Source organism: Kitasatospora sp. NBC_00070 (genome assembly GCF_045041205.1).
Taxonomy (GTDB): Bacteria; Actinomycetota; Actinomycetes; order Streptomycetales; family Streptomycetaceae; genus Kitasatospora.
On the sequence record NZ_CP108247.1, the window covers coordinates 7,440,620 to 7,462,973 of the forward strand.

At 72.7% G+C, this 22,354-nt stretch carries 17 protein-coding genes; 8 read left to right on the forward strand and 9 right to left on the reverse strand.

All coding sequences use genetic code 11. The features are described 5' to 3' along the window. Positions 1-75: 75 nt before the first annotated feature. Together OHV05_RS33765 and OHV05_RS33770 are read left to right on the forward strand one after the other, a co-directional pair. Positions 76-936 (forward strand): LysR family transcriptional regulator, encoded by an 861-nt coding sequence (locus OHV05_RS33765; protein WP_405021113.1) that lies wholly within the window; start codon positions 76-78, stop codon positions 934-936. 115 nt (positions 937-1,051) lie between these two features. Next, on the forward strand, positions 1,052-1,918 hold the full coding sequence (locus OHV05_RS33770) for an NAD-dependent epimerase/dehydratase family protein (protein ID WP_405021114.1): 867 nt from the start codon (positions 1,052-1,054) through the stop codon (positions 1,916-1,918). Between the two features lie 107 nt (positions 1,919-2,025). On the opposite strand, the gene katG is transcribed toward OHV05_RS33770, so the two are convergent. Next, entirely contained in the window at positions 2,026-4,251 is a 2,226-nt protein-coding gene (gene katG, locus OHV05_RS33775; protein ID WP_405021115.1) for a catalase/peroxidase HPI, read from the reverse strand. Positions 4,252-4,802: 551 nt separating this feature from the next. After that, positions 4,803-5,603 carry a hypothetical protein gene (locus OHV05_RS33780; RefSeq protein ID WP_405021116.1) on the reverse strand — a complete coding sequence of 267 codons (801 nt, stop codon included), beginning with the start codon at positions 5,601-5,603 and terminating at the stop codon, positions 4,803-4,805. Between the two features lie 394 nt (positions 5,604-5,997). Here OHV05_RS33780 and OHV05_RS33785 point away from each other — a divergent pair, with 394 nt between their 5' ends. Both OHV05_RS33785 and OHV05_RS33790 read left to right on the forward strand, forming a co-directional pair. After that, entirely contained in the window at positions 5,998-6,324 is a 327-nt protein-coding gene (locus OHV05_RS33785; protein ID WP_405021117.1) for a nuclear transport factor 2 family protein, read from the forward strand. A 128-nt stretch (positions 6,325-6,452) separates the two neighbouring features. Beyond that, on the forward strand, positions 6,453-7,904 hold the full coding sequence (locus tag OHV05_RS33790; protein ID WP_405021118.1) for an MFS transporter: 1,452 nt from the start codon (positions 6,453-6,455) through the stop codon (positions 7,902-7,904). Between the two features lie 136 nt (positions 7,905-8,040). Here the strand turns inward: OHV05_RS33790 and OHV05_RS33795 are convergent, their stop codons facing one another. Next, the gene (locus OHV05_RS33795) at positions 8,041-8,769 is read right to left on the reverse strand and encodes a class I SAM-dependent methyltransferase (protein WP_405021119.1); all 729 of its coding nucleotides are present in this window, start codon (positions 8,767-8,769) and stop codon (positions 8,041-8,043) included. A gap of 241 nt (positions 8,770-9,010) precedes the next feature. Here OHV05_RS33795 and OHV05_RS33800 point away from each other — a divergent pair, with 241 nt between their 5' ends. After that, positions 9,011-9,430, forward strand: a complete 420-nt coding sequence (locus OHV05_RS33800; protein ID WP_405021120.1) for an SsgA family sporulation/cell division regulator — start codon at positions 9,011-9,013, stop codon at positions 9,428-9,430. A gap of 90 nt (positions 9,431-9,520) precedes the next feature. On the opposite strand, the gene OHV05_RS33805 is transcribed toward OHV05_RS33800, so the two are convergent. Together OHV05_RS33805 and OHV05_RS33810 are read right to left on the reverse strand one after the other, a co-directional pair. After that, positions 9,521-10,237, reverse strand: coding sequence for a hypothetical protein (locus OHV05_RS33805; protein ID WP_405021121.1), 717 nt, complete (start codon positions 10,235-10,237; stop codon positions 9,521-9,523). 391 nt (positions 10,238-10,628) lie between these two features. Then, positions 10,629-11,402: a response regulator gene (locus OHV05_RS33810; RefSeq protein WP_405021122.1), complete on the reverse strand. Its 774-nt coding sequence runs from the start codon at positions 11,400-11,402 to the stop codon at positions 10,629-10,631. 113 nt (positions 11,403-11,515) lie between these two features. On the opposite strand from OHV05_RS33810, the gene OHV05_RS33815 reads away from it, so the two are divergent. Continuing rightward, complete coding sequence (locus OHV05_RS33815) at positions 11,516-13,126, forward strand: ATP-binding protein (protein ID WP_405021600.1); 1,611 nt, start codon at positions 11,516-11,518, stop codon at positions 13,124-13,126. Then, entirely contained in the window at positions 13,123-14,316 is a 1,194-nt protein-coding gene (locus tag OHV05_RS33820) for a PP2C family protein-serine/threonine phosphatase (protein WP_405021123.1), read from the forward strand. The genes OHV05_RS33815 and OHV05_RS33820 overlap by 4 nt, the downstream gene beginning before the upstream one ends. Positions 14,317-14,560: 244 nt before the next feature. On the opposite strand, the gene OHV05_RS33825 is transcribed toward OHV05_RS33820, so the two are convergent. The 4 genes from OHV05_RS33825 to OHV05_RS33840 form a co-directional block, all read right to left on the reverse strand. Continuing rightward, a complete protein-coding gene (locus OHV05_RS33825) occupies positions 14,561-17,818 on the reverse strand; it encodes an error-prone DNA polymerase (protein WP_405021124.1) in 3,258 nt (1,085 codons plus the stop codon). Between the two features lie 42 nt (positions 17,819-17,860). Then, positions 17,861-19,423, reverse strand: a complete 1,563-nt coding sequence (locus OHV05_RS33830; RefSeq protein ID WP_405021125.1) for a DNA polymerase Y family protein — start codon at positions 19,421-19,423, stop codon at positions 17,861-17,863. 1 nt (position 19,424) lies between these two features. Beyond that, positions 19,425-20,099 carry a hypothetical protein gene (locus OHV05_RS33835; RefSeq protein WP_405021126.1) on the reverse strand — a complete coding sequence of 225 codons (675 nt, stop codon included), beginning with the start codon at positions 20,097-20,099 and terminating at the stop codon, positions 19,425-19,427. Positions 20,100-20,242: 143 nt separating this feature from the next. Beyond that, the gene (locus OHV05_RS33840; RefSeq protein WP_405021127.1) at positions 20,243-21,106 is read right to left on the reverse strand and encodes an LLM class flavin-dependent oxidoreductase; all 864 of its coding nucleotides are present in this window, start codon (positions 21,104-21,106) and stop codon (positions 20,243-20,245) included. A gap of 138 nt (positions 21,107-21,244) precedes the next feature. Here OHV05_RS33840 and OHV05_RS33845 point away from each other — a divergent pair, with 138 nt between their 5' ends. After that, on the forward strand, positions 21,245-22,327 hold the full coding sequence (locus OHV05_RS33845) for a helix-turn-helix transcriptional regulator (RefSeq protein ID WP_405021128.1): 1,083 nt from the start codon (positions 21,245-21,247) through the stop codon (positions 22,325-22,327). Positions 22,328-22,354 lie beyond the last annotated feature (27 nt).

Genomic DNA, 22,354 nt, shown 5'->3' on the forward strand with positions numbered 1-22,354 from the left:
GGATCGGTGGCCTCCCCGGTGACGGGGCCGGGAGGAGTTACGCTGGCGCACGATGTCCGTACGGTGGGAGATGTCGTGGATGTCGATCTGCGCAAGGTGCGGTACTTCGTGGCCGTGGCGGAGGAGTTGCACTTCGGCCGGGCCGCCGAGCGGCTGCACGTCACGCAACCGGTGCTGTCCCGGCAGATCCGCGCGCTGGAGCAGGAGTTGGGCGCGCAGCTGTTCGCCAGGAACAGGCGGACCACCGAGTTGACGGCCGCCGGCCGTCAACTCCTGGAGGACGCACGCCCCCTGTTGGCCGCCGCGCAGGCTCTGTGCCACCGGGTCCGGCAGGCCGCCCACGGACCTTCGGCGTTCACGGTGGGCTTCATGCCCGGGATCACCGTGACCGGCGCGGTGCGCGCCTTCGCCACCCGGCATCCCGAGCTGAGTGTGGAGGTGGTGCGCACGTCCTGGGACGACCAGGTCCAAGGGGTGCGCGAGGGCCTTCTCGACGTGAGCTTCGTACGGCTGCCCGTCGACCGTCGCGGCCTGGAACTGCGCCCGCTCTTCCAGGAGCCGCGCGTCGCCGTACTGCCGGCGGACCACCGGCTGGCGGGCAAGGAGTCCATCGTCATCGCGGATCTGGCGTCCGAGCGGCTGTTGCAGGACCCCGACGCCGCCCCCGAGTGGCGCGACCTCCCCGGGCGGGCCGGTGGCCAGGGAGCGGGGCCGCGGCCCTCGTTCGCCTCCGTCGAGGAGAAGCTGGAACACGTCGCGACCTCAGGGGGCGTCGTCGTCCTGCCGCTGTCCACCGCGGTCTACTACACCCACGCCGATGTCACGCACGTGCCCATCGATGACATCGGCCCGGGCGAGGTCTGCCTCGCCTGGAGTGCCGACCGCCGGTCACCGCTGCTCCCGGAGTTCGCCGACATCGCCGCCGGCCGGCGCTGATGCTCCAGGGGCATCAGTGGTGACGGAAGAGGTCTTGGACGCCGGGAGTGACGCGGGGTCAGGGTGGGGGAGCGGCGGAAACCCCCGCCGTCCCTTCTGACAAGGACCGCGAGAGATGCAGATCTTCCTCACCGGTGGCTCCGGCTACCTCGGCCGCTCCACCATCCGCGCACTGGTCGCGCGCGGTATCGGCGTGACGGCGCTGGCGCGCAGCGAGCACGCGGCGCGTACGGTGTCGGAGCTCGGTGCCACCCCGGTTGCCGGGGCGCTCACCGACACCGACGTCCTGCGTGCGGCGGCCGGCCGGGCCGACGGGGTCATCCACCTCGGGGTGGACTACGCCGAGGGCACCGCCGACATCGACCGCGCGGCGGCGCAGGCACTGCAGGACGGCGTGGGAAGCGGCCCCTATGTGCACACCGGCGGGGTGTGGGTGTACGGCGACACCGACGGGGTCGCCGACGAGGACGCCCCGCTGAGCCCGCCGCGCATCACCGCCTGGCGGCCGGAGAACGAGCAGCGGGTGCTCGCCCGGGCCGCCGCCGGAGGGCGCCCGGTGGTGGTGATGCCGGGACTGGTCCACGGCCGCTCCGGTGGTCTGGCGCAGTCGTTCTTCGTCGACCCGGGGCGCATCGCAGGTGCGGTGCCCTGCATCGGGGACGGCTCCAACCACTGGGCGCTGGTCCACGTCGACGACATCGCCGAGCTGTACGTGCTGGCCCTGAACGCCCGGGCCGGTTCCGTCTACGCCGGGGCCGGCGGCCAGAACCTTCCGCTGGCGCACATCACCCGAGCCCTCGCCCACGCCGCCGGATGCCCGGGCAGGATCGACTCGCTGACCCTTGACGAGGCCGTGGGGCGGATGGGCCCGATCGCGGAGGCATTCGCCCTCGACCAGCAGTTCAGCGGCGTTCGGGCGCGCCGTGAACTCGGTTGGACACCCACCCGTCTCGACGCCCTGGCCGAACTCGCCCAGGGCTGAGTCTCCAGGTCCGCGACGGGCGTCACCCGTGGTGCGTCGGCGGCCGCAGCACGTGCCGGGGCGGGGGCGTCCGGGCATGCCGGTTCGGGCAGGCCAGGTCGCCGCGCTCAGACCAGGTCGAAGCGGTCGAGGTTCATCACCTTGACCCACGCCGCGACGAAGGCGGTCACGAACTTCTCCTTCGCGTCATCGCTCGCGTAGAACTCCGAGAGTGCGCGGAGTTCGGAGTTCGACCCGAAGACGAGGTCGACCCGGCTGCCGGTCCACCTCACCTCGCCCGTCGTGGCGTCGTGGCCCTCGAACGTGTTCGCGTCCGCGGACGTCGCCGTCCACGTCGTGCCGAGATCGAGCAGGTTGACGAAGAAGTCGTTGGTCAGGGTCCCGGGGTTGGCGGTGAAGACACCGAGCTGCGACTGCGGGGAGGTCACACCCAGGACGCGCAGGCCCCCGACGAGGACCGTCATCTCGGGGGCGCTCAGGGTCAGCAGGTTCGCCCGGTCGAGCAGCAGGTACTCGGCCGACATCCGGTTGCCCGCCCCGAGGTAGTTGCGAAACCCGTCGGCGGTCGGTTCGAGCACTGTGAAGGACTCCACGTCGGTCTGCTCCTGCGACGCGTCGGCGCGGCCCGGCGCGAAGGGGACCTCGACGTCGAAGCCCGCGTCCCCGGCGGCCCGCTCGACGGCCGCACTCCCGGCGAGCACGATCAGGTCGGCGAGCGAGAGGCGCTTTCCGCCGTGCTGCGCGGCGTTGAACGTCTCCTGGATGCCCTCCAAGGTGCGCAGCACCGTGGCCAGTTGCCCGGGATCGTTGACCGGCCAGCCGCTCTGCGGCTGGAGGCGGATGCGCGCGCCGTTGGCACCGCCGCGTCTGTCGCTGCCCCGGAAGGACGAAGCCGACGCCCACGCGGTGGACACGAACCGGGCCGGCGGCAGCCCCGAGGCGAGGACCTGGCGCTTGAGGGAGGCGATGTCGTCCGCGTCGATCGGGTCGTGCGTGACGGCCGGCAGCGGATCCTGCCACAGCAGTGCCTCGGCCGGGACTTCCGGGCCGAGGTAGCGCACGACCGGGCCCATGTCGCGGTGGGTCAGTTTGAACCACGCCCGGGCGAACGCGTCCGCGAGCTCCCCGGGGTTCTCGAAGAAGTGCCGCGAGATCGGCCCGTAGACCGGGTCCGAGCGGAGCGAGAGGTCGGTCGTCAGCATCGTCGGCAGGTGGGTCTTCGACGGGTCGTGGGCGTCGGGGACGGTACCCGAGCCGTCCTTGGGCGTCCACTGGTGCGCACCGGCAGGGCTCCGAGTCAGCTCCCACTCGTGGCCGAACAGGGTCTCGAAGAAGCTGTTGTCCCAGGTGGTCGGGGTGCTCGTCCAGGTGCCTTCGAGGCCGCTGGTGATGGCGTCGCCGCCTTTGCCGGTGCCGAAGGAGTTCTTCCAGCCGAAGCCCTGCTCCTGGAGCTCGGCGCCCTCGGGGGCGGGGCCGACGTGGTCCGCGGGGCCTGCGCCGTGGGTCTTGCCGAAGGTGTGGCCGCCTGCGATGAGGGCGACCGTCTCCTGGTCGTCCATCGCCATCCGGCGGAACGTCTCACGGATGTCGCGGGCTGCGGCGAGCGGGTCGGGGGTGCCGTTGGGGCCCTCCGGATTGACGTAGATGAGGCCCATCTGGACCGCGCCGAGAGGATCCTCCAGCTCACGGTCACCCGTGTAGCGCTCATCACCGAGCCAGGTGGTCTCGGGGCCCCAGTAGACGTCCTCGTCGGACTCCCACTCGTCCACGCGGCCGCCGCCGAAGCCGAAGGTCTTGAAGCCCATGGACTCCAGGGCGACGTTGCCGGCGAGGACCATGAGATCCGCCCAGGAGAGGCTCCGGCCGTACTTCTTCTTGACCGGCCACAGCAGTCGGCGGGCCTTGTCGAGGTTCACGTTGTCAGGCCAGCTGTTGAGGGGCGCGAAGCGCTGCTGGCCGGCTCCGGCCCCGCCGCGGCCGTCGCTGATGCGGTAGGTCCCCGCGCTGTGCCACGCCATCCGGATGATGAGCGGGCCGTAGTGCCCGAAGTCGGCCGGCCACCAGTCCTGCGAGGTGGTGAGCACCTGCGCGATGTCCCGTTTCACCGTCGGAAGGTCGAGGGTCGCGAACGCCTCGGCGTAGGTGAAGTCCTCGCCGAGCGGGCTGGCAGCCGGGGGATTCCTGACGAGGATCTTCAGGTTGAGCCGCTCCGGCCACCACTGCTGGTTTCCGCCGCCCTGGACCGGCGCCGGCGCACGTGGAGACGTGACCGGGCAGCCGTCGTCGTCCCCTGTCTTCGGGTCAGTGACGATCGCATCATCGTTCTCGGACATGGGAATCCCTTCGCATGAGGTGGACCGCGGCGTTCGGGGCGTGGCGGCCCGTTTCTCGGCGGCCGGAACGTCTGCCGGCCGGGCAGGGTGGGAGAACGCGCTGTGCCGGGAGTCTGCGGGCATGAGTGCGTGGTCACCTCAAGGCCGGGAAGAGACGCCGCCACAACCGACCGTAGCGAGTCGCACCCCACCAGGTCCGTCGCCACGCCGCACCCGGTACGCGGCCTCCGGCCGGCGAGCTCAAGCCCGCGTCGGGGTCGGGACCGCGGTGCGGTGTGCGGCCGGCGCTCCGTCAGGACGGCCGCCAGCAGCTGCCCGTCAGATCGCAACGTCGGTGCCCCGGAGCAGGCGACCCCGGCCATCCGATGGGCAACCCGTTCAATGAGCGCCCACGGTAGGCCCAGGGCGGCAGGTCGCGCGATCAACTATGAGCATCGATAGGAGAGTTGGAGCACCAGGCCGCTCGGCCGGCTGCCCGGATTCGTCGCCCGTCCTGCGCTGCCCCGACCTCCCGGCCGGCACCCGATCGGTGGCCGCTCCGGAGGAGCTGCTCAGTAGCCGTCCCTCTTGATCAGGTCGATGCGCTGCACTGCCTCGACGAAAGCGGTGGGGGCGACCCGGACGCCGGATCCGTAGGGGTGGTTGATCTGAAGCACGAGCCAGATTCCGAAGGAGAACATCCCGCCGACGATGGCGATCATGATGACTCCACGTCGTCCCCTGGGCCATCCCAGGAGGGCCAGGAACACGATGGACAGCACTGCCGCCCCGACCAGGGTGTAGAGAAGGAAATCCGGGGCTTCGTCATGGGTGGAGGCGGCCCGGGTCCGGCGTTCGCCGAGCAGCTTGGCGACCGCGGTGTTGGCGTCACCGGCGGCCCTCGCGGGCGCGTCCGGTGGCAGGTCCTGCACGATGTTCTTGAGCTGGTAGACCGTGCCCCAGGTGTCGAGGTCGATCGACCCGCGCGCCATCTGCGGCCATTCCTCGGTGATGACCTGGCGGAAGTACTCCTCGGTATGGCTGCGGATCTGGTGTTTGGTGGGTTCGGGGAGTCGTCCGGCCGCCAGGTAGAGGTCGACGAGTGCCCCGGCCTCCGCGTAGTTGTTCTGGCGCGCGGACACGAGGCTCCCGGTCGAATTGACCAGCAGGAAAGCTATCGTGATCACGAAGAACGAGAAGACCGCTCCGGCGGCGGTGCCGACGGCCGGCCCGGTGTCCGGCAGGTTGTGCCGGTGCAGGAACCGGTGGCTCAGCCAGGCGAGAAGTGCTGCGGCAGCTCCCCCGGCAATGACGGTCAGCAATCCCGATAGCGCCATGTACCGCTGGTGCCCCTCCTGGATCTCGGCTCTCACCGAGCTGTGACTGCTCCAGCGGACGTCGGTACCCCCTCATTGTTCCGGAAGGGTGTCGGCGCTCACCGGGAAGTGTCAGAACCGTTCTTTCACACGATCACGGGTGGCGCACCACGGGCTGGTCCGTTCGACGGCGCAGGCTTCCATCGGCCCGAGACGGTAAGGCTCCGGCCGGGCGGGCACCACGCGGCACCACGGACACCGTCACATCGGCGCCGCCCACCGGCCGCCTGCCGGTGGATTCGTTCATCGAAGGGCCCATCGGTGACGTGATCCTGCGAAATCGCGGGAAACTCCCGCCTGCGGCGCCAGAATCACGGAACAAGATCGCTCCGCACAGGCCGCCCGCCGTCTGGCCGCCTGAACCCGTCCACCCCAGCAGGAGACCAAGCACATGACCGACCCGCGTGAGGTGGTCGAGCAGCAACTCGCCGCCTACAACAGCCACGACCTCGACGCCTTCGTCGCCACCTACACCGAGGACGTCACGGTCCACCGCGCCAACGGCGACCGACTGCAGGGCCGGCAAGCCCTCCGGGACAGGTACGCCGGACAGTTCGCCGAAGGCCGCTGCCGGGCCGAGATCGTGGGGCGGCTCAGCGAAGGCGACCGGGTGGTCGACCACGAGATCGCCCACGGCCTCGCCGACGAGCCGGTCCGCCTCCTGGTGGCCTACCGGGTGCGCGACGGACTGATCGACCGCGTCGACTTCCTCAACTGAGCAGCGCGCGGCGTCCGGCCGGCTCCCAATACGGCGGGCGAATGGGCGTGGCGCCGCGCTGTGCAGTCCGTGGGGACCGACCGAAATCCGAAATCGCCTGCCGACCCGTCCCCTCCCCAGGAGCCCGTATGCCCATCGCCCCCGCCCCGTCCGCGACCACCCGGTCGCTCGGAGCAGGCGCAAGGCCGCCCCGGCGGCGCCACGCGCCGACGGCGATCCTGCTGATCGTCTGCGCGGCCCAGTTCATGATCAACCTCGACGCGTCGATCGTGAACGTCGCCCTGCCGCACATGCGCCAGGCGCTGCACCTCACCCCGGCCGGCCAGCAGTGGATCGTCAACGCCTACACCCTCGGCTTCGCCGGCCTCCTGCTGCTCGGCGGTCGACTGGCCGACCTGGTGGGCACCCGACGCGCGTTCCTCGGCGGGCTCATCGTGTTCACCCTCGCCTCGCTCGTCGGCGGGCTGGCCTCCAACGGTGCCCTGCTGATCGGCGCCCGCGCGGCGCAGGGCGCCGGCGGTGCGTTCCTGGCGCCCGCGACCCTCACCTTGGTCATGACGACCTTCACCGAACCCCGGGTCCGGACCCGCGCCTTGGGCGCCTGGAGCGCGGTCACGGCCGGCGGCGGTGCGGCCGGCGCGGTCCTGGGCGGTGTGCTGACCCAGTACGTCGACTGGCGCTGGGCGTTCATCGTCAACGTGCCGCTCGGCATCGCCCTGCTGGGCGCCGCGCTCACCTACCTGCCCGCCGCACACGGGCGCGGTGGCGGGCTGCGCGGCCTGGACCTGCCCGGCGCACTGACCGTGACAGCCGGGCTGACCGCGCTCGTCTACGGGATCATCTCCACCGAGACCCACAGCTGGGAATCGCCCACCGTCTGGGGAGCGCTCGCCACCGCCGTACTCCTGCTCGCCGCCTTCGTGCGGATCGAGACGCGAAGCGCCGCGCCGCTGGTCCCGCTCAGCGTGTTCCGCCAACCGAGCCTGGCCATCGCCAACACCGCCGGCTTCGGGCTGGGAGCCGCGGTGATCGCGATGTGGTTCCTGCTCTCCCTCTACCTCCAGCAGATCCTGGGCCAGGGCGCGCTGACCGCCGGCCTCAGCTGCCTGCCCGGCTGCCTGGCGATCGTGGTGGGCGCCCAGCTGTCCACCCGGCTGGTCCGCCGCACGGGACCGCGTCCGCTGATCCTCACCGGTGCGGTGCTCAGTACCGTCGGGTTCCTGTGGCTGTCGCGCATCAGTGCCGACGGGAGCTACGCCGCCGACGTGCTGACCCCGCTCGTCCTGTGCACGCTCGGCATGGGTCTGGCCATGATGCCCCTCACCATCGCCGCCACCACCGGAACACACCCCTCGCAGGTGGGACTCGCCTCCGGCCTGATCAGCACCTCCCGCCAGGTCGGCGGCGCGTTCGGCCTCGCGGTGCTGGCCAGCATCGCCTCGCACACCACCGCCGCCCACGGCGCAGCCACCGCACAGGCGCTGACCGACGGCTACGGCCGGGCGCTGCTCGCCGCCGCCGCGTTCACCGCGGCTGCGGCCCTGACCTCCCTCGCTCTCCCCAGGGCCCGCACCCGTTGAGCTCGCCATCGAGGTGAACCGGCCGATGGTGGCGGCTGGGTGACCGGGGACCTGGACACGCACGACGACGTCTGCCGCCGGGTCGGATCGTCACCGAGGTCCTCACGCCGTACCCGCCCGGCATCCTGCGTGCGGGTCAGCCCGGACGCCGTGCAGCCATCAGGTCGGGCTCCGGGGCCTGCACCAGGCGCAGGCCCGCGGCCGTGAGCTCCTCGGCGATCAGGTCGGGCGCTGCGGGCCACAGGTCGAAAGCCTCGCGCTCCCGGCGCAGGACGCGGCCGTCCCGTTCGACGCGGTAGCTGAACTCCATGCGGATGATGCCGCGGTCCGGTGTCCGCGAGACGTCCGCGAGGTAGTGGTCCGGGCCCACGCGTACCGGGCCGAGCGTCCCGACCTTCTCGCGGTCGGCGGGGAGCGCCGGGGGCGGGGGGTCGAAGAGCAGCAGGCCGCCCGGGGCGAGCGTTGTGGCGACGGCCTTCCAGACGGCGCGGCGCGCTGCCGGGTCCAAGCCGGCCACGACGTTGGACGCGACGACCAGGTCCGCCGTCTCGGTCAGGCCCGCCTCCTGGAGCGGATCGGGGTGGACGGTGACCCGGGCGCGGCGGTCGGCCCCGACGGAGGCGAGCCGGCTCAGCAGCAGGGAGCGCATCGCGGCCGAAGGTTCGACGGCGTGCACCGGCACCGCGGCGGCGGCCAGCAGGACCTGCGTGACGATCCCGCTGCCCGCACCGACCTCCACCACGGCCAGGGTCGCCCGGCGGGCCGCCCCGGCGAAGCGGCGTTCGGCCCGCCGCCGGTCGGGCTCCGCCTGGAGGAGGTCGTAGAACTCGGCGGAGACCGTGTAGGGCTCGGACGCGTCGCTCACGGCACCCGCCCGTCCGTGGACGCCCGGCCCAACCAGCGCTCCGTGCAAGCTCCGTGATGATCCGTCATGTCACCAGTATGTCCACGGATCGGTGGTTCACCACCGCTGGTCCGGCTTCGGGGCCCGGCGGGCCGCGAGGGCCGTCCGCGGACGCGTGTGAGCCGGTCCGGACGGGGCAGCCGCTCACCGAGACGGCACAGGGCGACCCGCCCGGCCGCTCCGCCCGTCCCGAGGGGGAGCGATGGAAGCTTCGAAGACCACCCTGAAGTGCCTGGCCGTGCGGGTCCTCAGCAGCCCGTACCCGGAGTTGGTCCTCGCGGGCCGGCTCGCCTACGACAGCGCGCTGCCCTACGCCGTGTACCTGGGTGTGGCCGAGGTGTACCCGTTCGCGGGGGGCGAGCCGCCGGTCTGCTGGACCTTCGGCCGGGACTTGCTCGACCGGGGCCGGCGCGCACCGGCCGGAGCGGGCGACGTCCGGGTTGCGCCCGGCGCGGACGGCCTGGTCCTCATCGAGCTGCGCGGCTCCGCCGGCAGCGCGGTCCTCGGCGTCCCCGGAACGCAGGTGGGCGCCTTCCTCGACGAGGCCTTCGCCCTGGTCCCCGCCGGTACCGAGACCGATCACCTCGACCTGGACGGCTGCCTGGCCCAGCTGCTGGTCTGACCGCCGGGCGACTCGCCGGGCGCCGTCGGTCGGCCGGGGTGGCGCGGATCTGCGCTCCCGTCAGGCGGGCGGTGCGGGGCGACGTGTCGCTCAGTGCAGGATGCTGACGGCGCGGGCGATGACGAGCAGGGAGGTCATCAGGGCGGCGATGCTCTCGATGCTCATCAGGAGTTTGGCCCGGGTGGAGAGCGGCATCGTGTCGGTGGGGCTGAAGGCGGTGGAGTTGGTCACCGAGATGTAGAGGTAGTCCGGCAGGGTGGGGACCCAGTCGGACGAGCCGCTGGCGCCGTCGGCGACCTCCTCGACAGCGTCGTCGTTCTCGTCCTGGGAGAACCGGAAGTCCGCGAGGGGGAGTTCGGCGCGTGGGGCCTGGGTACGGCTGACCGGGCCCCCGCGGTCGAGTTCCCAGTACGCGAGTCCGAACACGATGATGTTCGTCAGCCAGACCTGGAGGGCGGCGACCAGGAGCTGGCCGCCGTCCTCCACCCCCTCCGTGACCAGGTCGTGGACGAGGATGCCGAGGGAGACGAGGTTGCTGGCCCCGATCAACAGGACGAGGGTGAGCGACAGGACGCGCGAGACGCGGTTCTGGCGGGTCAGCCGCAGGGGGTTGACGGCGATCAGCGGGATCAGCAGGAGCAGTTCGAGCGCCGGTAGGACGTAGCGGGGCGCCACCAGCAGCTGCTGGGGGAGGGCCACGTAGAGAAGGACGGCAGCCAGCGTGGCGAGCACGGCGGGAAGCCGGGCCTCGCCACGCCGCCCGTGCCGGGGATGGCGGAGGCGGGCATCCCCGCGACTACGCGTCATGGCCTTCTCCGGCGTTCGTGCACCGTGGTGGCGTTCTCGTGGACTCCCAGATCGGAATGCCGGTCATGACCGACGCCTCCTCGCTCCGTTACCGCGCGGGCTCAGCTCGCGCGGCGCGCTGCCTACTCAGCGACTGCCCGCACCGCGACCGTCCACACCCGCGTGGACCGGATGCGTCGGCACGGGCAGCCCGAGGCGCTCGGCCGGAGGTCGTCAAGGTCCCGTGGCGGACCCCACGCGGTGTCAGGGAGCAGGCCGTGCCAGCGGCGTGCGCGATGGCGGTCGGTGGGCCGACCCGCGAAGAAGGGGCGGCCCGGTGCCCGGGCCGCCCCTTCCGTGCTTTCACGGAGCGGGCTCAGCGGCCCGCCCCACCACGACGCCGGTCGGCGGGTCAGTCGCGGGGCGGCCGGGTGGCGGTGTCGAGGTAGAAGGCGTCGATGCTCTGGACCGCTTGCTCGAACTCCTCGAGGTTGACGGGCTTGGTCACGTACGCATTGGCGTGGCTGCTGTAGGCGTCGGTGACGTCGTCGGGTGCGGAGGAGGTGGTGAGGACGACGACGGGGATGGTCCGCAGGTCCTCGTCCGCCTTCAGGACGCGCAGCAGGTCACGGCCGTTCATCCGGGGCATGTTGAGGTCCAGGACGATCAGGTCCGGCCGGACGGCGCCCGGCGCGCGCAGGTGCTCCAGAGCGGCGATCCCGTCGGTCACCTGGACCAGGTTTCGAGCACCGCGCTCGGCCAGGGCTTCCTCGATGAGGATGGCGTCGGCCGCGTCGTCCTCGACCAGCAGGACGTCGAAGGCGCGGGCGGGGCTGGTCATCATCAAGGTCTCCGTAGGTGCTTCATCGGAATGGTCGTGGATCCCCGGCCAGCGCTGCCGCGCACCCTGGCGGGTCAGGCCGCAGGCCGAGCCGAGTTGGGGATAACCCGCCCCGGTCCGGGTGGCGGTGACAGCCGCCTCACGCTGCAGGCGTTCGGCGGCCCGCTGGAGGTGGTCCAGGACGTGCAGCATGCCCAGCGCCGGCGCCGGACCGCCCGCCCCGGGCGTCGGGGACTCCTCCAGCAACTGCAGGACCATGCGCCGTGCGAGCCGGCCCACCGCCGCATCCGCGATCGCCGCCGTCTCCTGCGGGGTGGACCGCAGTACGAAGTTCTTGCCAGGCATAGCCGGAACAGTAGGCCGGATCTGACCCTGCGACAACAACGCTTGTCGCGATGCCTCTACAGTATGCGCTGCGCCGCTCCGCCGGACGGCTGCCACCGGAGAGGGCGAACACGATGCAGGACGACCGCAGGCCGCCGCGTGAGCGGAGCCTGTCCGCGTGGACGACCAGGCGCTGGTTGCGTGCCGGCGTCGCGCTCTCCCTGACCGTGCTAACCGCGCTCGGAGTGGCGGGGTTCTGGGTGCTGGACCGGACCCAGACCATCAGCACCGACCTGGTCGACGTGCGTTCCCCGGCGATGTCCACCTCGTTCCGCCTGGAGTCCGCCCTGCTCAACCAGGAGACCGGGATCCGCGGCTACGGACTCACCGGGAACGTCGAGTTCCTCACGCCCTACCAGCAGGGCGTGACGGACCAGCAGACCCACGCCGCGCGCCTGGCCGAACTCCTGCGTGGCAACGACGCCGCACAGGAGGACCTCGCCTCCGTCGAGGCGGCGATCGCGAGGTGGCAGGCGGAGATCGCCCGTCCGATCGCCGCGTCCCCGCCGGGTGCACCCTCGGCGGAGGCCGCCGCGACCGCCGGCCTGGGCAAGGTCGCCTTCGACGCCGTCCGCGCCGAACTGCTGCGGGAACAGGACCACCTGCGCGCCGACCGCACCCAGGCACGCGACGACCTCCTGACGACGATGCGGGTGCGCAACTGGGTGTTCACGGCGATCGCGGTGGTCATCGCCCTGCTCACCGTGCTGGTCTTCGAAGGGCTGCGCCGGGGCATCACCCGGCCGCTGGAGCAGCTGGGCGAGGACGCCCGGCGGATCACCGGCGGTGACTTCGGACACCCGATCACCGCGACCGGCCCCGCCGACCTGCGGCGCCTCAGCGGCGAGATCGACTCCATGCGCCACCGCCTGGTGCGGGAGCTGTCCTCCATCGAGGAGGCCCGGACGCGCCTGGACGCGCAGGCGGCCGATCTGCAGCGCTCCAACACCGAGTTGGAGCAGTTCGCCTACGTCGCCTCGCACGACCTCCAGGAGCCGCTGCGCAAGGTCTCCAGCTTCACCCAGCTGCTCCAGCGCCGCTACGGCGGTCAGCTCGACGCCCGGGCCGACCAGTACATCGACTTCGCCGTCGACGGTGCCAACCGCATGCAGATCCTGATCAATGACCTCCTCGAGTTCTCCCGGGTGGGCCGGGTCCACCAGAGCCACCAGGAGGTGGACCTGGAGAAGACGCTGGAACGGACCCTGGACGCACTGAGCGTCGGCATCGAGGAGGCCGGCGCCCGGATCACCCACGACCCGCTGCCGGCCCTGGTGGCCGACCCCACCCAGATGGGGATGCTCTGGCAGAACCTGATCGGAAACGCCGTCAAGTTCCGCCGACCCGATGAGGAACCCCGCATCCACGTCTCCGCGACGCGCGGGGACCAGCTGTGGCACTTCGCCGTCACCGACAACGGCATCGGCATCGCCCCGGAGTTCGTCGACAAGGTCTTCGTCATCTTCCAGCGCCTCCACACCAAGGACGCCTACAGCGGCAGCGGCATAGGTCTGGCGATGTGCAGGAAGATCGTCGAGTTCCACGGCGGCACCATCACCGTGGACCCGCAGTACGGCGACGGCACTCGCATCAGCTTCACCCTCGCCCCCGAGCCACTCGAGACCCCGGGACACTCCACCATGCCGGAGGCCGGTCGCGCAGACACGGAGCCGCAGACACGATGACCTCGGTCACCACCACCCAGCCCGGCACGGCCGAGGACGAGCCGACCTACCGCGTCCTGCTGGTCGAGGACGACGACGCCGACGTCGTCCTGGTCGAGGAGCTCCTGCTCGACACCGGCCTGCGCTTCGAACTCACCGTCAGGTCGACCCTCGGCGCGGCCAAGGCGGTCCTGGCCGCCCGGCAGATCGACTGCATCCTGCTGGACCTCCACCTGCCCGATGCCGCCGGAACCGCCGCCGTCACCGCGGTCCGCGACCTCGCACCCCACAACGCCGTCATCGTCCTCACCGGCCTCTCCGAGGCCCGGGCGGGCACCGAGGCCATGGCCGCCGGCGCCCAGGACTATCTCGTCAAGGGCAAGGTCGACCCCGAACTGCTGCGCCGCACCCTGCGCTACGCCGTCTACCGCAGCCAGACCGAGCGCGCCAGCATGGAGGCCCAGACGATCCGCCTGCGCGCGGAGGAGAACGCCCGCCTGGAACGCGGGCTGCTCCCGCCGCCGATCCTCGGCACCTCAACCGTGACGGTCACCAGCCGCTACCTGCCCGGCACCGCCATGGCCCTGCTCGGCGGCGACTTCCTCGACGTCGTCGAAGGCGACGACGGACTCCTGCACGCCGTGGTCGGCGACGTCAGCGGACACGGTCGCGACGCCGCCGCCCTCGGCGTCCTGCTCCGGATAGCCTGGCGCTCCCTGATCCTCGGCGGACACCGAGGTGAGGACCTGCTCCACCTGATGGAACGCGTCCTGGTCGCCGAACGCGGAAGCGAGTCGCAGTTCGCCACCTGTACCCTGCTCACCCTCGACGAGGGCCGGGCAACCGCGACCTTCCACCTCGCCGGTCACCACGAACCCCTGCTCGCCACCGCCGAGGGCACCCGGGAGGTGACCGCCGCCCACGGCATCGCGCTCGGCATCCTCCCCGGCTTCCGGAACTGGCCCCGCACGGTCGTCCCGCTCCCGGACACCGGCTCCCTGACCATCTACACCGACGGCCTCACCGAGGGGCACAACGGCTCCACCGGCGAGCGGCTCGGCGTCGACGGACTGCTTGCGCTGATCAACGCCTCGGCCCTGGCGGACCCGGCCACCCACGTCGACCTGCTCATCCAGCAGACCCACACCCTGAACGCCGGCCGCCACACCGACGACCTCGCCGTCCTCCACCTCCACTGGGGCCGACGCTAGTGCTCTGACCGGAGCCGTAGCGGCCCGAAGTGCGCCTCGATCGGATTCGCCCAGGAGGCTTTGCCTGTACGGCGATTGACAACCGGTCCGTGGCAGTAGCTGCCGACGCCGACCTGACGGTGCGGACCTTGGGGCCTGACCGTCATCGACCGGCGGACTTCCTCGGCCGGCCGGCCGGTCGGCGTACGGCCGGGCAACTGACGTGCCGTCAGGTCTCCGGCTGTGGCCGGTGTGGTCCGTTCTGTCAGCGGAAGTCCCGGCTGCGGGCGCCGGGGGCGAGGGTGAGCGGGACGAGACGGGTGGCGACCAGGTTGATGGCGCCGTCGCGGCGCTCGGCGGTGCCGTGGACGAGCAGGCCGGCGCTGCCGAGTGCCACCTTGCGCTGGCGTTCCCACACGTGCGGCTGGACGACGATGTTGACCAGGCCGGTCTCGTCCTCGAGGGAGATGAACAGGACCCCGCCTGCGGTGGGCGGGCGTTGGCGGTGGGTGACCAGGCCACCGACGCTCACCAGGGTGCCGTGGACCGCCTCGTCCTTGAAGCCGACGGCGGTCAGGGCGCCGCACCGGTCCAGGTGGGGGCGGGCGTGCTGGACGGGGTGGGTGGTGGCGGAGGTGCCGGTGGACCACAGGTCGGCGATGGTCTCCTCGATCGCGGTCATCTCCGGCACGCCGTCCGGTGGGGTCAGGGCGAGGGCGGTGCCGGGGAGCATGTCGCCGGTGGTGCGGGCGAGCAGTCCGGCGGACCACAGGGCCTGACGGCGGGTCACCCCGAGCCCGGCGAAGGCGCCGGCGGTGGCGAGGGCTTCGAGGGCGGGTGCGGGTAGGGCGGTACGGCGGGCGAAGTCCTCCAGGTCGGTGTAGGGCTGCCCGGCGGTGATGGTGGCGGCGTGGTCGTCGCCGAGCCCTCGTACGGCGGCGAGGCCGAGCCGGATGGCGGGGCGGGTGCCCGGGACGGGTTCCAGGGTGGGGGCGGGGCGGGAGTGGTTGACGTCGGCGGGCAGCACGGTGACGCCGTGTCGGCGGGCGTCGGCGATCAGGCTCAGCGGGGAGTAGAAGCCCATCGGCTGGTTGGCCAGCAGGGCGCAGGTGAACGCCTCCGGGTGTTTCAGCTTGAGCCAGGCGCTGGCGTAGACGAGCAGCGCGAAGGAGGCGGCGTGGGACTCGGGGAAGCCGTAGCCGGAGAAGGCGTCGATCTTGGTGTAGACGTCTTCGGCCACGTCGGGCGGGATGCCGTGCCGGTCCATGCCGGTCAGCAGGCGCTCGCGCAGCTCGGCGACCCGCTGGTGGGAGCGTTTGGAGCCCATCGCCTGCCGGAGCCGGTCGGCCTCGGTGGGGGTGAACCCGGCGCAGTCGATGGCGAGTTGCATCATCTGCTCCTGGAACAGCGGGACGCCGAGGGTCTTGGTGAGGGCCTTCTCCATCGACGGGTGCGCGATGGTGGCGGGTTCGTGTCCGTTGCGGCGGCGGATGTAGGGGTGGACCGAGCCGCCCTGGATCGGGCCCGGCCGGATCAGGGCGACCTGGACGACCAGGTCGTAGAACTTGCTCGGGCGCATCCGGGGCAGGGCGCCGGCCTGGGCGCGTGACTCGACCTGGAAGACGCCGACGGTGTCGGCCCGGGAGAGCATCTCGTAGACCTCCTTCACCTCCTTGGGAATGGTCGCCAGGTCGTAGCGGAGGCCGTGGTGACGTTCGATCAGGTCGCAGGCGTCGTGCAGGGCGGAGAGCATGCCGAGGCCGAGCAGGTCGATCTTGACCAGTCCGGCCTCGGCGCAGCCGTCCTTGTCCCACTGGAGCACGGAGCGGCCGGGCATGGTGGCCCACTCGGTGGGGCAGGTCTCGGCGATCGGGCGGTGGGTGAGGACCATGCCGCCGGAGTGGATGCCGAGGTGGCGGGGCAGGCCGCGCAGCCCGGCGGCCAACTCCCGGACGTCGTCCGGCACTCCGGCGTCGGCCGGGGGCATCTCGTGCCAGCCGGTGGCGGTGGCGAAGCGGTCCAGGTCGCCGGGGGCGTAGCCGAGGGCGCGGGCGGCGTCGCGGACGGCGAGGCGGGGTTGGTAGGTGATGACGTTGGCGACCTGGGCGGCGTGGTCGCGGCCGTAGGTGTCGTAGACGTACTGGATGACCTCCTCGCGGCGGCGGTGCTCGATGTCCAGGTCGATGTCGGGTGGGCCGTCCCGCTCCGGGGAGAGGAACCGCTCGAACAGGAGGTCGTAGCGGATCGGGTCGACGGCGGTGATGCCGAGGGCGTAGCAGACGGCGGAGTTGGCGGCCGAGCCCCGGCCCTGGCACCAGATGCCGGACCGGTGGGTGAAGGCCACGATGTCGTGGACGATCAGGAAGTACCCGGCCATCTCCAACTGCTCGATCACGTCGAGCTCGTGGGCGACCTGGCGGTGCGCCTTCGGGTTGCCGGGGGCGAACCGACGGGCGGCGGCGTCGAGGGTGAGGCGGCGCAGCCAGCTGCTCTCGGTGTGGCCGTCCGGGACGGGGAAGCCGGGCATCTCGGGTTCGAGGGCCTTGAAGTCGAAGGCGAGTTCGCGGGCGAGGTCGACGGTGGCCTGCTGGACGCCGGGCCAGGGGGCCAGGCGCCGGGCCATCTCGGCCGGGGAGCGCAGGTGGGCGGTGCCGGCCGCTGCGAGGTACGCCTCGGCGTCGGCCAGCGAGCGGCCCTGGCGCAGGGCGGCCAGGGCCTGGGCGAGCCGGCCCTGGGCGGGGGCGGCGTGGTGGGCGGCGGTGGTGGCCACCAGCGGGAGCCCGGTTCGGGCGGCGAGTGCCGCCAAGGCGTCGTTGCGGTCGTCGTCGCCGGGCAGGTGGTGGTCGGTCAGCTCGACGAAGACGTTGCCGGGGCCGAACCGGTCGGCGAGGAGCCGGAGTTCGCGCTCGGCGCCGGCCGGCCCCTCGGTGTCCAAGGCGCGGCGGACGGCGCCCTTGCGGCAGCCGGTCAGGACCGCCCAGTGCCCGGCGTGCGCGTCGGTGAGCCGGTCGCGGTCGTACCGGGGGCGGCGTTTGGCGCCACCGGCCAGGTGGGCGTCGCCGATCACCTTGGCCAGCCGCCGGTAGCCCTCCACTCCCCGGGCCAGTACGAGCAGGTGCTCACCGTCCTGGTCCGCGACGCCGGTCGGCGCGAGCGCGGCGTCCAGGGTCAGCTCCGACCCGAAGACCGTGGCGATGCCGGTGCGACGGGCCTCGGCGGCGAACGTCGCGGCCGCGTAGAGGCCGTCGTGGTCGGTGACCGCGAGCGCGCCGATGCCCAACCTCGCCGCCTCGTCGACCAGTTCGGCCGGATCGCTGGCGCCGTCCAGGAAGCTGTAGCTGGTGTGGACGTGCAGCTCCGCCCAACCGGGGCCGGGGCGGCTGCTCGCACGTGGGGACGGCGGCGGAGTCGGGGTCGGCTCGGAGCCGGGGAACGGGATGACCGTACGGTCACCCGGCCGGGTGCCGGTCATGGCGCGGTGCAGGTCGCGCCACGGTGTCTTCGGGTGGTTGGTGAAACCCATGCTGCGGTGTCCGGTCCTGCGGGGGGGAGGGGTGATCGGGGGTCAGGTGTCGTAGTCGCCTTCCAGGCGCCAGCGGCCGCCGGTGACGGCGAGCAGTAAGGCCCGTCCGTCGGCGACGGTGACCTGCATCCGGGCGGTGCGCCGGGCCTCGTCCGGGGCCCACCAGCGTTCCTGCTCCGGCCACGGTCCGGCCCAGCCGGTCACCTCGACGGCTCCCGAGTGCAGGACCAGGCGGGCCGGGGTGCTGCGGATCTCGGCCCGCGCGGTGACCTCGACCTCCCGGCCCTCGGCGTCCAGCAGTCGCACCGGTACCGGCCCGGCCGGCACCCGGGTCGGGGACGGCGCGGGCAGCCGGCCCGGCCAGGGCCCGTCCGCGCGGCGCTCCCGGTGGGCGTCCCCCCAGGGCGTGCGGACGATCCGGTCGGCGGGGGTGCGGCCGCCGGCCAGCTCGACGGTGACCGGCGCGGTGTGGCCGAGGATCGCCCGCACCCGGGCCACGGCCCGCTCGATCCGCTCGGTGGCCTCCTGATCCCCGTCGGCCAGCGACAGTTGGCGGCCCGGATCGCGGACCAGCCCGTCCGGGACCAGCCGCAGCACCACGACCCCGCCGGAGGTCTCGTCGAACAACTGCCGTTGCTGCCACGCCTGCAACTGCCAGCGCGTCCGCTCGGCCACCGCCCCGACGGAGAGCAGGCCCTCGTGTCGCCAGGCCCGGGACGCACCCGTGCCGTCGGCGCACTCCACCTCGATCTCGACCCGCCCGCAGGCCAGGCCCGCCCCGGCGAGACCGGCGTGCAGACGCTCGGCCAGCGCCCGGGCCGCGAACACCAGCGGCTCCATGACCGTGAACGGCTGGTCGAAACGCTGCTCCACCGTCAGTCGCACCTCGGGCGGGCGGGCGACGACCGGACGGGCCTCCAACCCCCGGGCCAGCCGGTGCGCGACCACGCCGGCCCGGCCGAAGCGGTCCGCGACACTGCCGACCGGGAGGCCGGCGAACTGACCGATCGTCACGATGCCGAGCCGCCCGAGCAGCTCGGCCAGCTTCGGCTCCGTCAACTCCGACACCGGGATCGCCGCCAGGAACCGGGCGCTCTCCCCGGTCGGCACCACCCGCTCCGCCCGGGCCGCCAGCTGCGCCGCGAACAGGCCGTCGGCGAGCCCGATCCGGCACGCGTGGCCGACGGCCTCCACCGCGTCGACCACCTTCTCCGCGAGCGCGTCCTCGCCGCCGTGGAACCGGGCCGCGCCCGTGGCCGGAAGTGCCAGCATCCCGGGGCGCACCACCTCCAGCCGTGCGGCCAGCACACCCACCGCGTCCGCCACCGGTTCGAACAGCCCGGCCTCCGTGTCGGCCCGGCGCTCGTGCACCGCCAACCCGGCCACGAGCGACTGGGCCGAGCGCACCTTCTGCCCCTGCCGCACCCCACCGCGCCGGGCGGCGGCGGAAGCCGCCAGCACCCGGCCGCGCTCGACCACGACGACCGGCCGGTCCGGCCCCGGCTCCGCACCCAGGACGGCGATCACGGGCCAGTCGGGCACCCAGACGGCCAGCACCCGCGGGGGTACGGCTTCCCCGTGGACGTCCTCTCGGGTCCGTGGCACCTCAGACCACCGCCAACGGATCGTGCGTCGCGTCCGCCTCGCGGCGGTGCGTGTTCGGGCCGGCGGTCCGGACCGCGCCCTGACCGTCCGGCAGCCAGAGTTCGTGCTGCCGTTCACGGGCCGCGGCCCCGCGGCCGCCGGTCTCCACCACCAGGCGACGGGCCCGCAGCCGGCCGTGTCCCTGACCCACGCCCTCCCAGGACCGGGAGGCCACCCGCAGCCGGACCCGCGCACCGGGCCACTCCCCGGACACCACCAGCGCACACCCGCGGTTCCTGGTCACCGTGACCACCTGCTCCGCCACCCGGTCCGAGACCCGGCCGGACGGGCGCAGCAGCAGCACACCGACGCCGTCGGCCAGGGCCATCGCGACCCGGGCCCACTGGTCGCCGGCGTCCTCGACCACCACCAGGCGCGACAGGTCGACCCCGAGCTCGGCCGCCGCCAGCAGGCCGAGCCCCTCGACGCCGACCGCCGCGCACCAGGTGCCGCCGGTCGACGCGGCGGCCGCGAGCGCCAGCAGCAGCGCGGTTCCGCCGCCGGTCACCGACACCACCGCGCCCGGGCGCAGACCGCGCTCCGGGAGGAGGCTTTCGAGCGCGGGCAGCACCGGGACCAGCTGCCCCGGACGGGACAGCTGGAGCCGGGGTGCCAGAGCGGTCAGGGATGCCTCCATGCCCCCACTGTCGAACAAATGAACGAAAAAGGGAAGCCGGGATTCAACTTCACGTGAATCGGTCACCAGTTCGATCTGATGCTGTTACTGCAGGTCACGGGGGTGGATGTGAGGCAGGTCGATCGAGAGCCCCGGCAATCGGGTCAGATCACCGGCGGCCCCGCCTCGATCCGGCGCAGCACCGGGGGCAGGCGGTCCAGGTCGGGGCCGAGCTGGAGCTGTCGCTCGTCCCACCAGGTGGCGCCGGCGTCGTGGAGCGGACCGATCACGTCCTTGGCCCTCGCCGCGTCCAGGGGCGTGGCACCGCCGAGCACGAACTCGAAGGGGCGCCCGGCCTCGGCCGTGCGGTGCTTGCGCACGAAGTCGACGAGGTCCCGTACCTCCGCCACATCCGGCACCTGTCCGTGCCGGGCGGTCTCGAACAGCGGCACCGCGCCGTCCCAGCGCGCTGCCCGCCGCATGGGCGAACGACGCGGCCAGAACCCGCCGATCCATACCGGCGGACCGGGCTGCTGAACGCTTGCCGGCAGCAGTGTCACGTCCCGGGCCTCGTAGTGCCCGCCACGGTGGTCCACCGACTCGCCCGACCAGAAGCGCCGCAACAACTCCAGTCCCTCGTCCAGCCGTTCGGCGAGGACGGGCGGCTCGGCGGCGTCGCCGAAGCTGCGGTACTCGTCCTCGATCGGACCGCCCAGGCCCGCCGCGAAGATCACCCGGCCGCCGCTGAGACCGTCCAGGGTGGCCACCTGACGGGCCAGTTGCTCGGGACGGTAACGGGGGACCGGCGTCAGCAGGGGGCCCAGTCGGATCCGCGAGGTGGCCAGTGCGGCTGCGGTCAGCAGCATCCAGGGATCGCCGAAGGGGCGTCCCTGGTGTCGGCGGTGCAGGACGTGGTCCCAGACGAAGAGCCCGTCCCAGCCGGCCTGTTCGGCGGCAGCCGCCACCGTCGCGACGTTCCGGGGGTCGGCGAAGTCACCGAAGTTCGGGATGTTGATGGAGAAGCGCATCCCAGCAGTGTGCGCAACCCGCCGCGAGGACGGCAATCGGATTGGGAGACCTTCACCGCAGGCTGGGTCAGGCACCGGAGCGGACGGGCTGACGTCAGGTCAGGGGGGTGGTCCCGGCGGGCGTGCTAGCTTCCGGCCATGGGAGTGCGCGGGGTGGGCGGGGTGGCGGCGCGGCAGGCGATCGAGGGTTTACGGGAGTTGGCGGGGGCCGGGCTTCCGGTGGCTGCGGTGTTCCGCAGAGCGGATGAACTGCTGCGCCAGGTGCTGGAGTTCGATGCCGTCTGCTGGCACACGGCCGATCCGGCGACCGGGCTGGTGAACTCCGTGCTCAGCGACGATCTGGGCCTGGGCGCCTTCGAGGAGGCGGTCCGGTTGGAGGTGTGGGCGGACGACCTCGCCACGTTTCCGAAGATCCGGCGCAGTGGTTTCCGGGCCGAGACCTTGAGCCGGGCGACCAGGGGCCGACCGGAGCACAGCGTCCGGTACCGGGAGCAGGTCGCACCGGCGGGCTTCGGCGACGAACTGCGGACGGTGTTCGACGCGCACGGCGGGATGTGGGGCTGCGCCGCGTTCCTGCGGGCGCCCGACCGGGGTCCGTACCTGGCCCGTCAGCGTCAGTTGGCGGACACCGCCGCCCGGCACCTCGGCCGCGCGCTGAGTGCCTGCCACGCCCCGCCGCCCGAGGCGCCGGGACCGGGCGGATCGGGCGGCGGGCCGGCCGTGATGGTGCTGGGCATGACGAACCGTCCGATCGCCGTGTCGGGACCGGCGGAGGAACTGCTCGCCCGGCTGGCGGATCCGTCGCGGACCTCGCTGGCGGTGCCGATCGCCTTCGCGATGGCCGCCGAGGGGGCCCGGCGGGCGGCCGCCGGGCTGCCGGTCTCGCAGGCGAAGATCCGGGTGCAGGATCGGGACGGGCACTGGTTCGTGCTGCACGCCTCGGCGCTGCGGGGCTCGGCGGGCGGCGAGGTCACGGTGGTCGTGACCCGGGCCACGCCGGCGGACGCGATACCGCTCTACCTCTCCGCGTACGGCCTGACGGCCCGTGAGCAGGAGGTGGCCCTGCTGCTGGTGCGCGGTTGCGACACCAAGGAGGTGGCACGGTTGCTGGCCATGACGCCGTACACGGTGCAGGACCACCTGAAGTCGGTGTTCGCGAAGGCCGGGGTGGCGAGTCGTCGTGAGCTGATAGCCCGGATCATGCTCGGCGGACTGGGCTGACCGCTTCGCGCCGTTGGGGGAGGGCGG

What these genes read in the sequence shown, in the direction of transcription:
- OHV05_RS33770 (WP_405021114.1), top strand. Translation starts at nt 1,052, where the DNA reads ATGCAGATCTTCCTCACCGGTGGCTCCGGCTACCTCGGCCGCTCCACC.
- katG (WP_405021115.1), bottom strand. Translation starts at nt 4,251, where the DNA reads ATGTCCGAGAACGATGATGCGATCGTCACTGACCCGAAGACAGGGGAC.
- OHV05_RS33785 (WP_405021117.1), top strand. Translation starts at nt 5,998, where the DNA reads ATGACCGACCCGCGTGAGGTGGTCGAGCAGCAACTCGCCGCCTACAAC.
- OHV05_RS33790 (WP_405021118.1), top strand. Translation starts at nt 6,453, where the DNA reads ATGCCCATCGCCCCCGCCCCGTCCGCGACCACCCGGTCGCTCGGAGCA.
- OHV05_RS33800 (WP_405021120.1), top strand. Translation starts at nt 9,011, where the DNA reads ATGGAAGCTTCGAAGACCACCCTGAAGTGCCTGGCCGTGCGGGTCCTC.
- OHV05_RS33805 (WP_405021121.1), bottom strand. Translation starts at nt 10,237, where the DNA reads ATGACGCGTAGTCGCGGGGATGCCCGCCTCCGCCATCCCCGGCACGGG.
- OHV05_RS33810 (WP_405021122.1), bottom strand. Translation starts at nt 11,402, where the DNA reads ATGCCTGGCAAGAACTTCGTACTGCGGTCCACCCCGCAGGAGACGGCG.
- OHV05_RS33815 (WP_405021600.1), top strand. Translation starts at nt 11,516, where the DNA reads ATGCAGGACGACCGCAGGCCGCCGCGTGAGCGGAGCCTGTCCGCGTGG.
- OHV05_RS33820 (WP_405021123.1), top strand. Translation starts at nt 13,123, where the DNA reads ATGACCTCGGTCACCACCACCCAGCCCGGCACGGCCGAGGACGAGCCG.
- OHV05_RS33825 (WP_405021124.1), bottom strand. Translation starts at nt 17,818, where the DNA reads ATGGGTTTCACCAACCACCCGAAGACACCGTGGCGCGACCTGCACCGC.
- OHV05_RS33835 (WP_405021126.1), bottom strand. Translation starts at nt 20,099, where the DNA reads ATGGAGGCATCCCTGACCGCTCTGGCACCCCGGCTCCAGCTGTCCCGT.
- OHV05_RS33840 (WP_405021127.1), bottom strand. Translation starts at nt 21,106, where the DNA reads ATGCGCTTCTCCATCAACATCCCGAACTTCGGTGACTTCGCCGACCCC.
- OHV05_RS33845 (WP_405021128.1), top strand. Translation starts at nt 21,245, where the DNA reads ATGGGAGTGCGCGGGGTGGGCGGGGTGGCGGCGCGGCAGGCGATCGAG.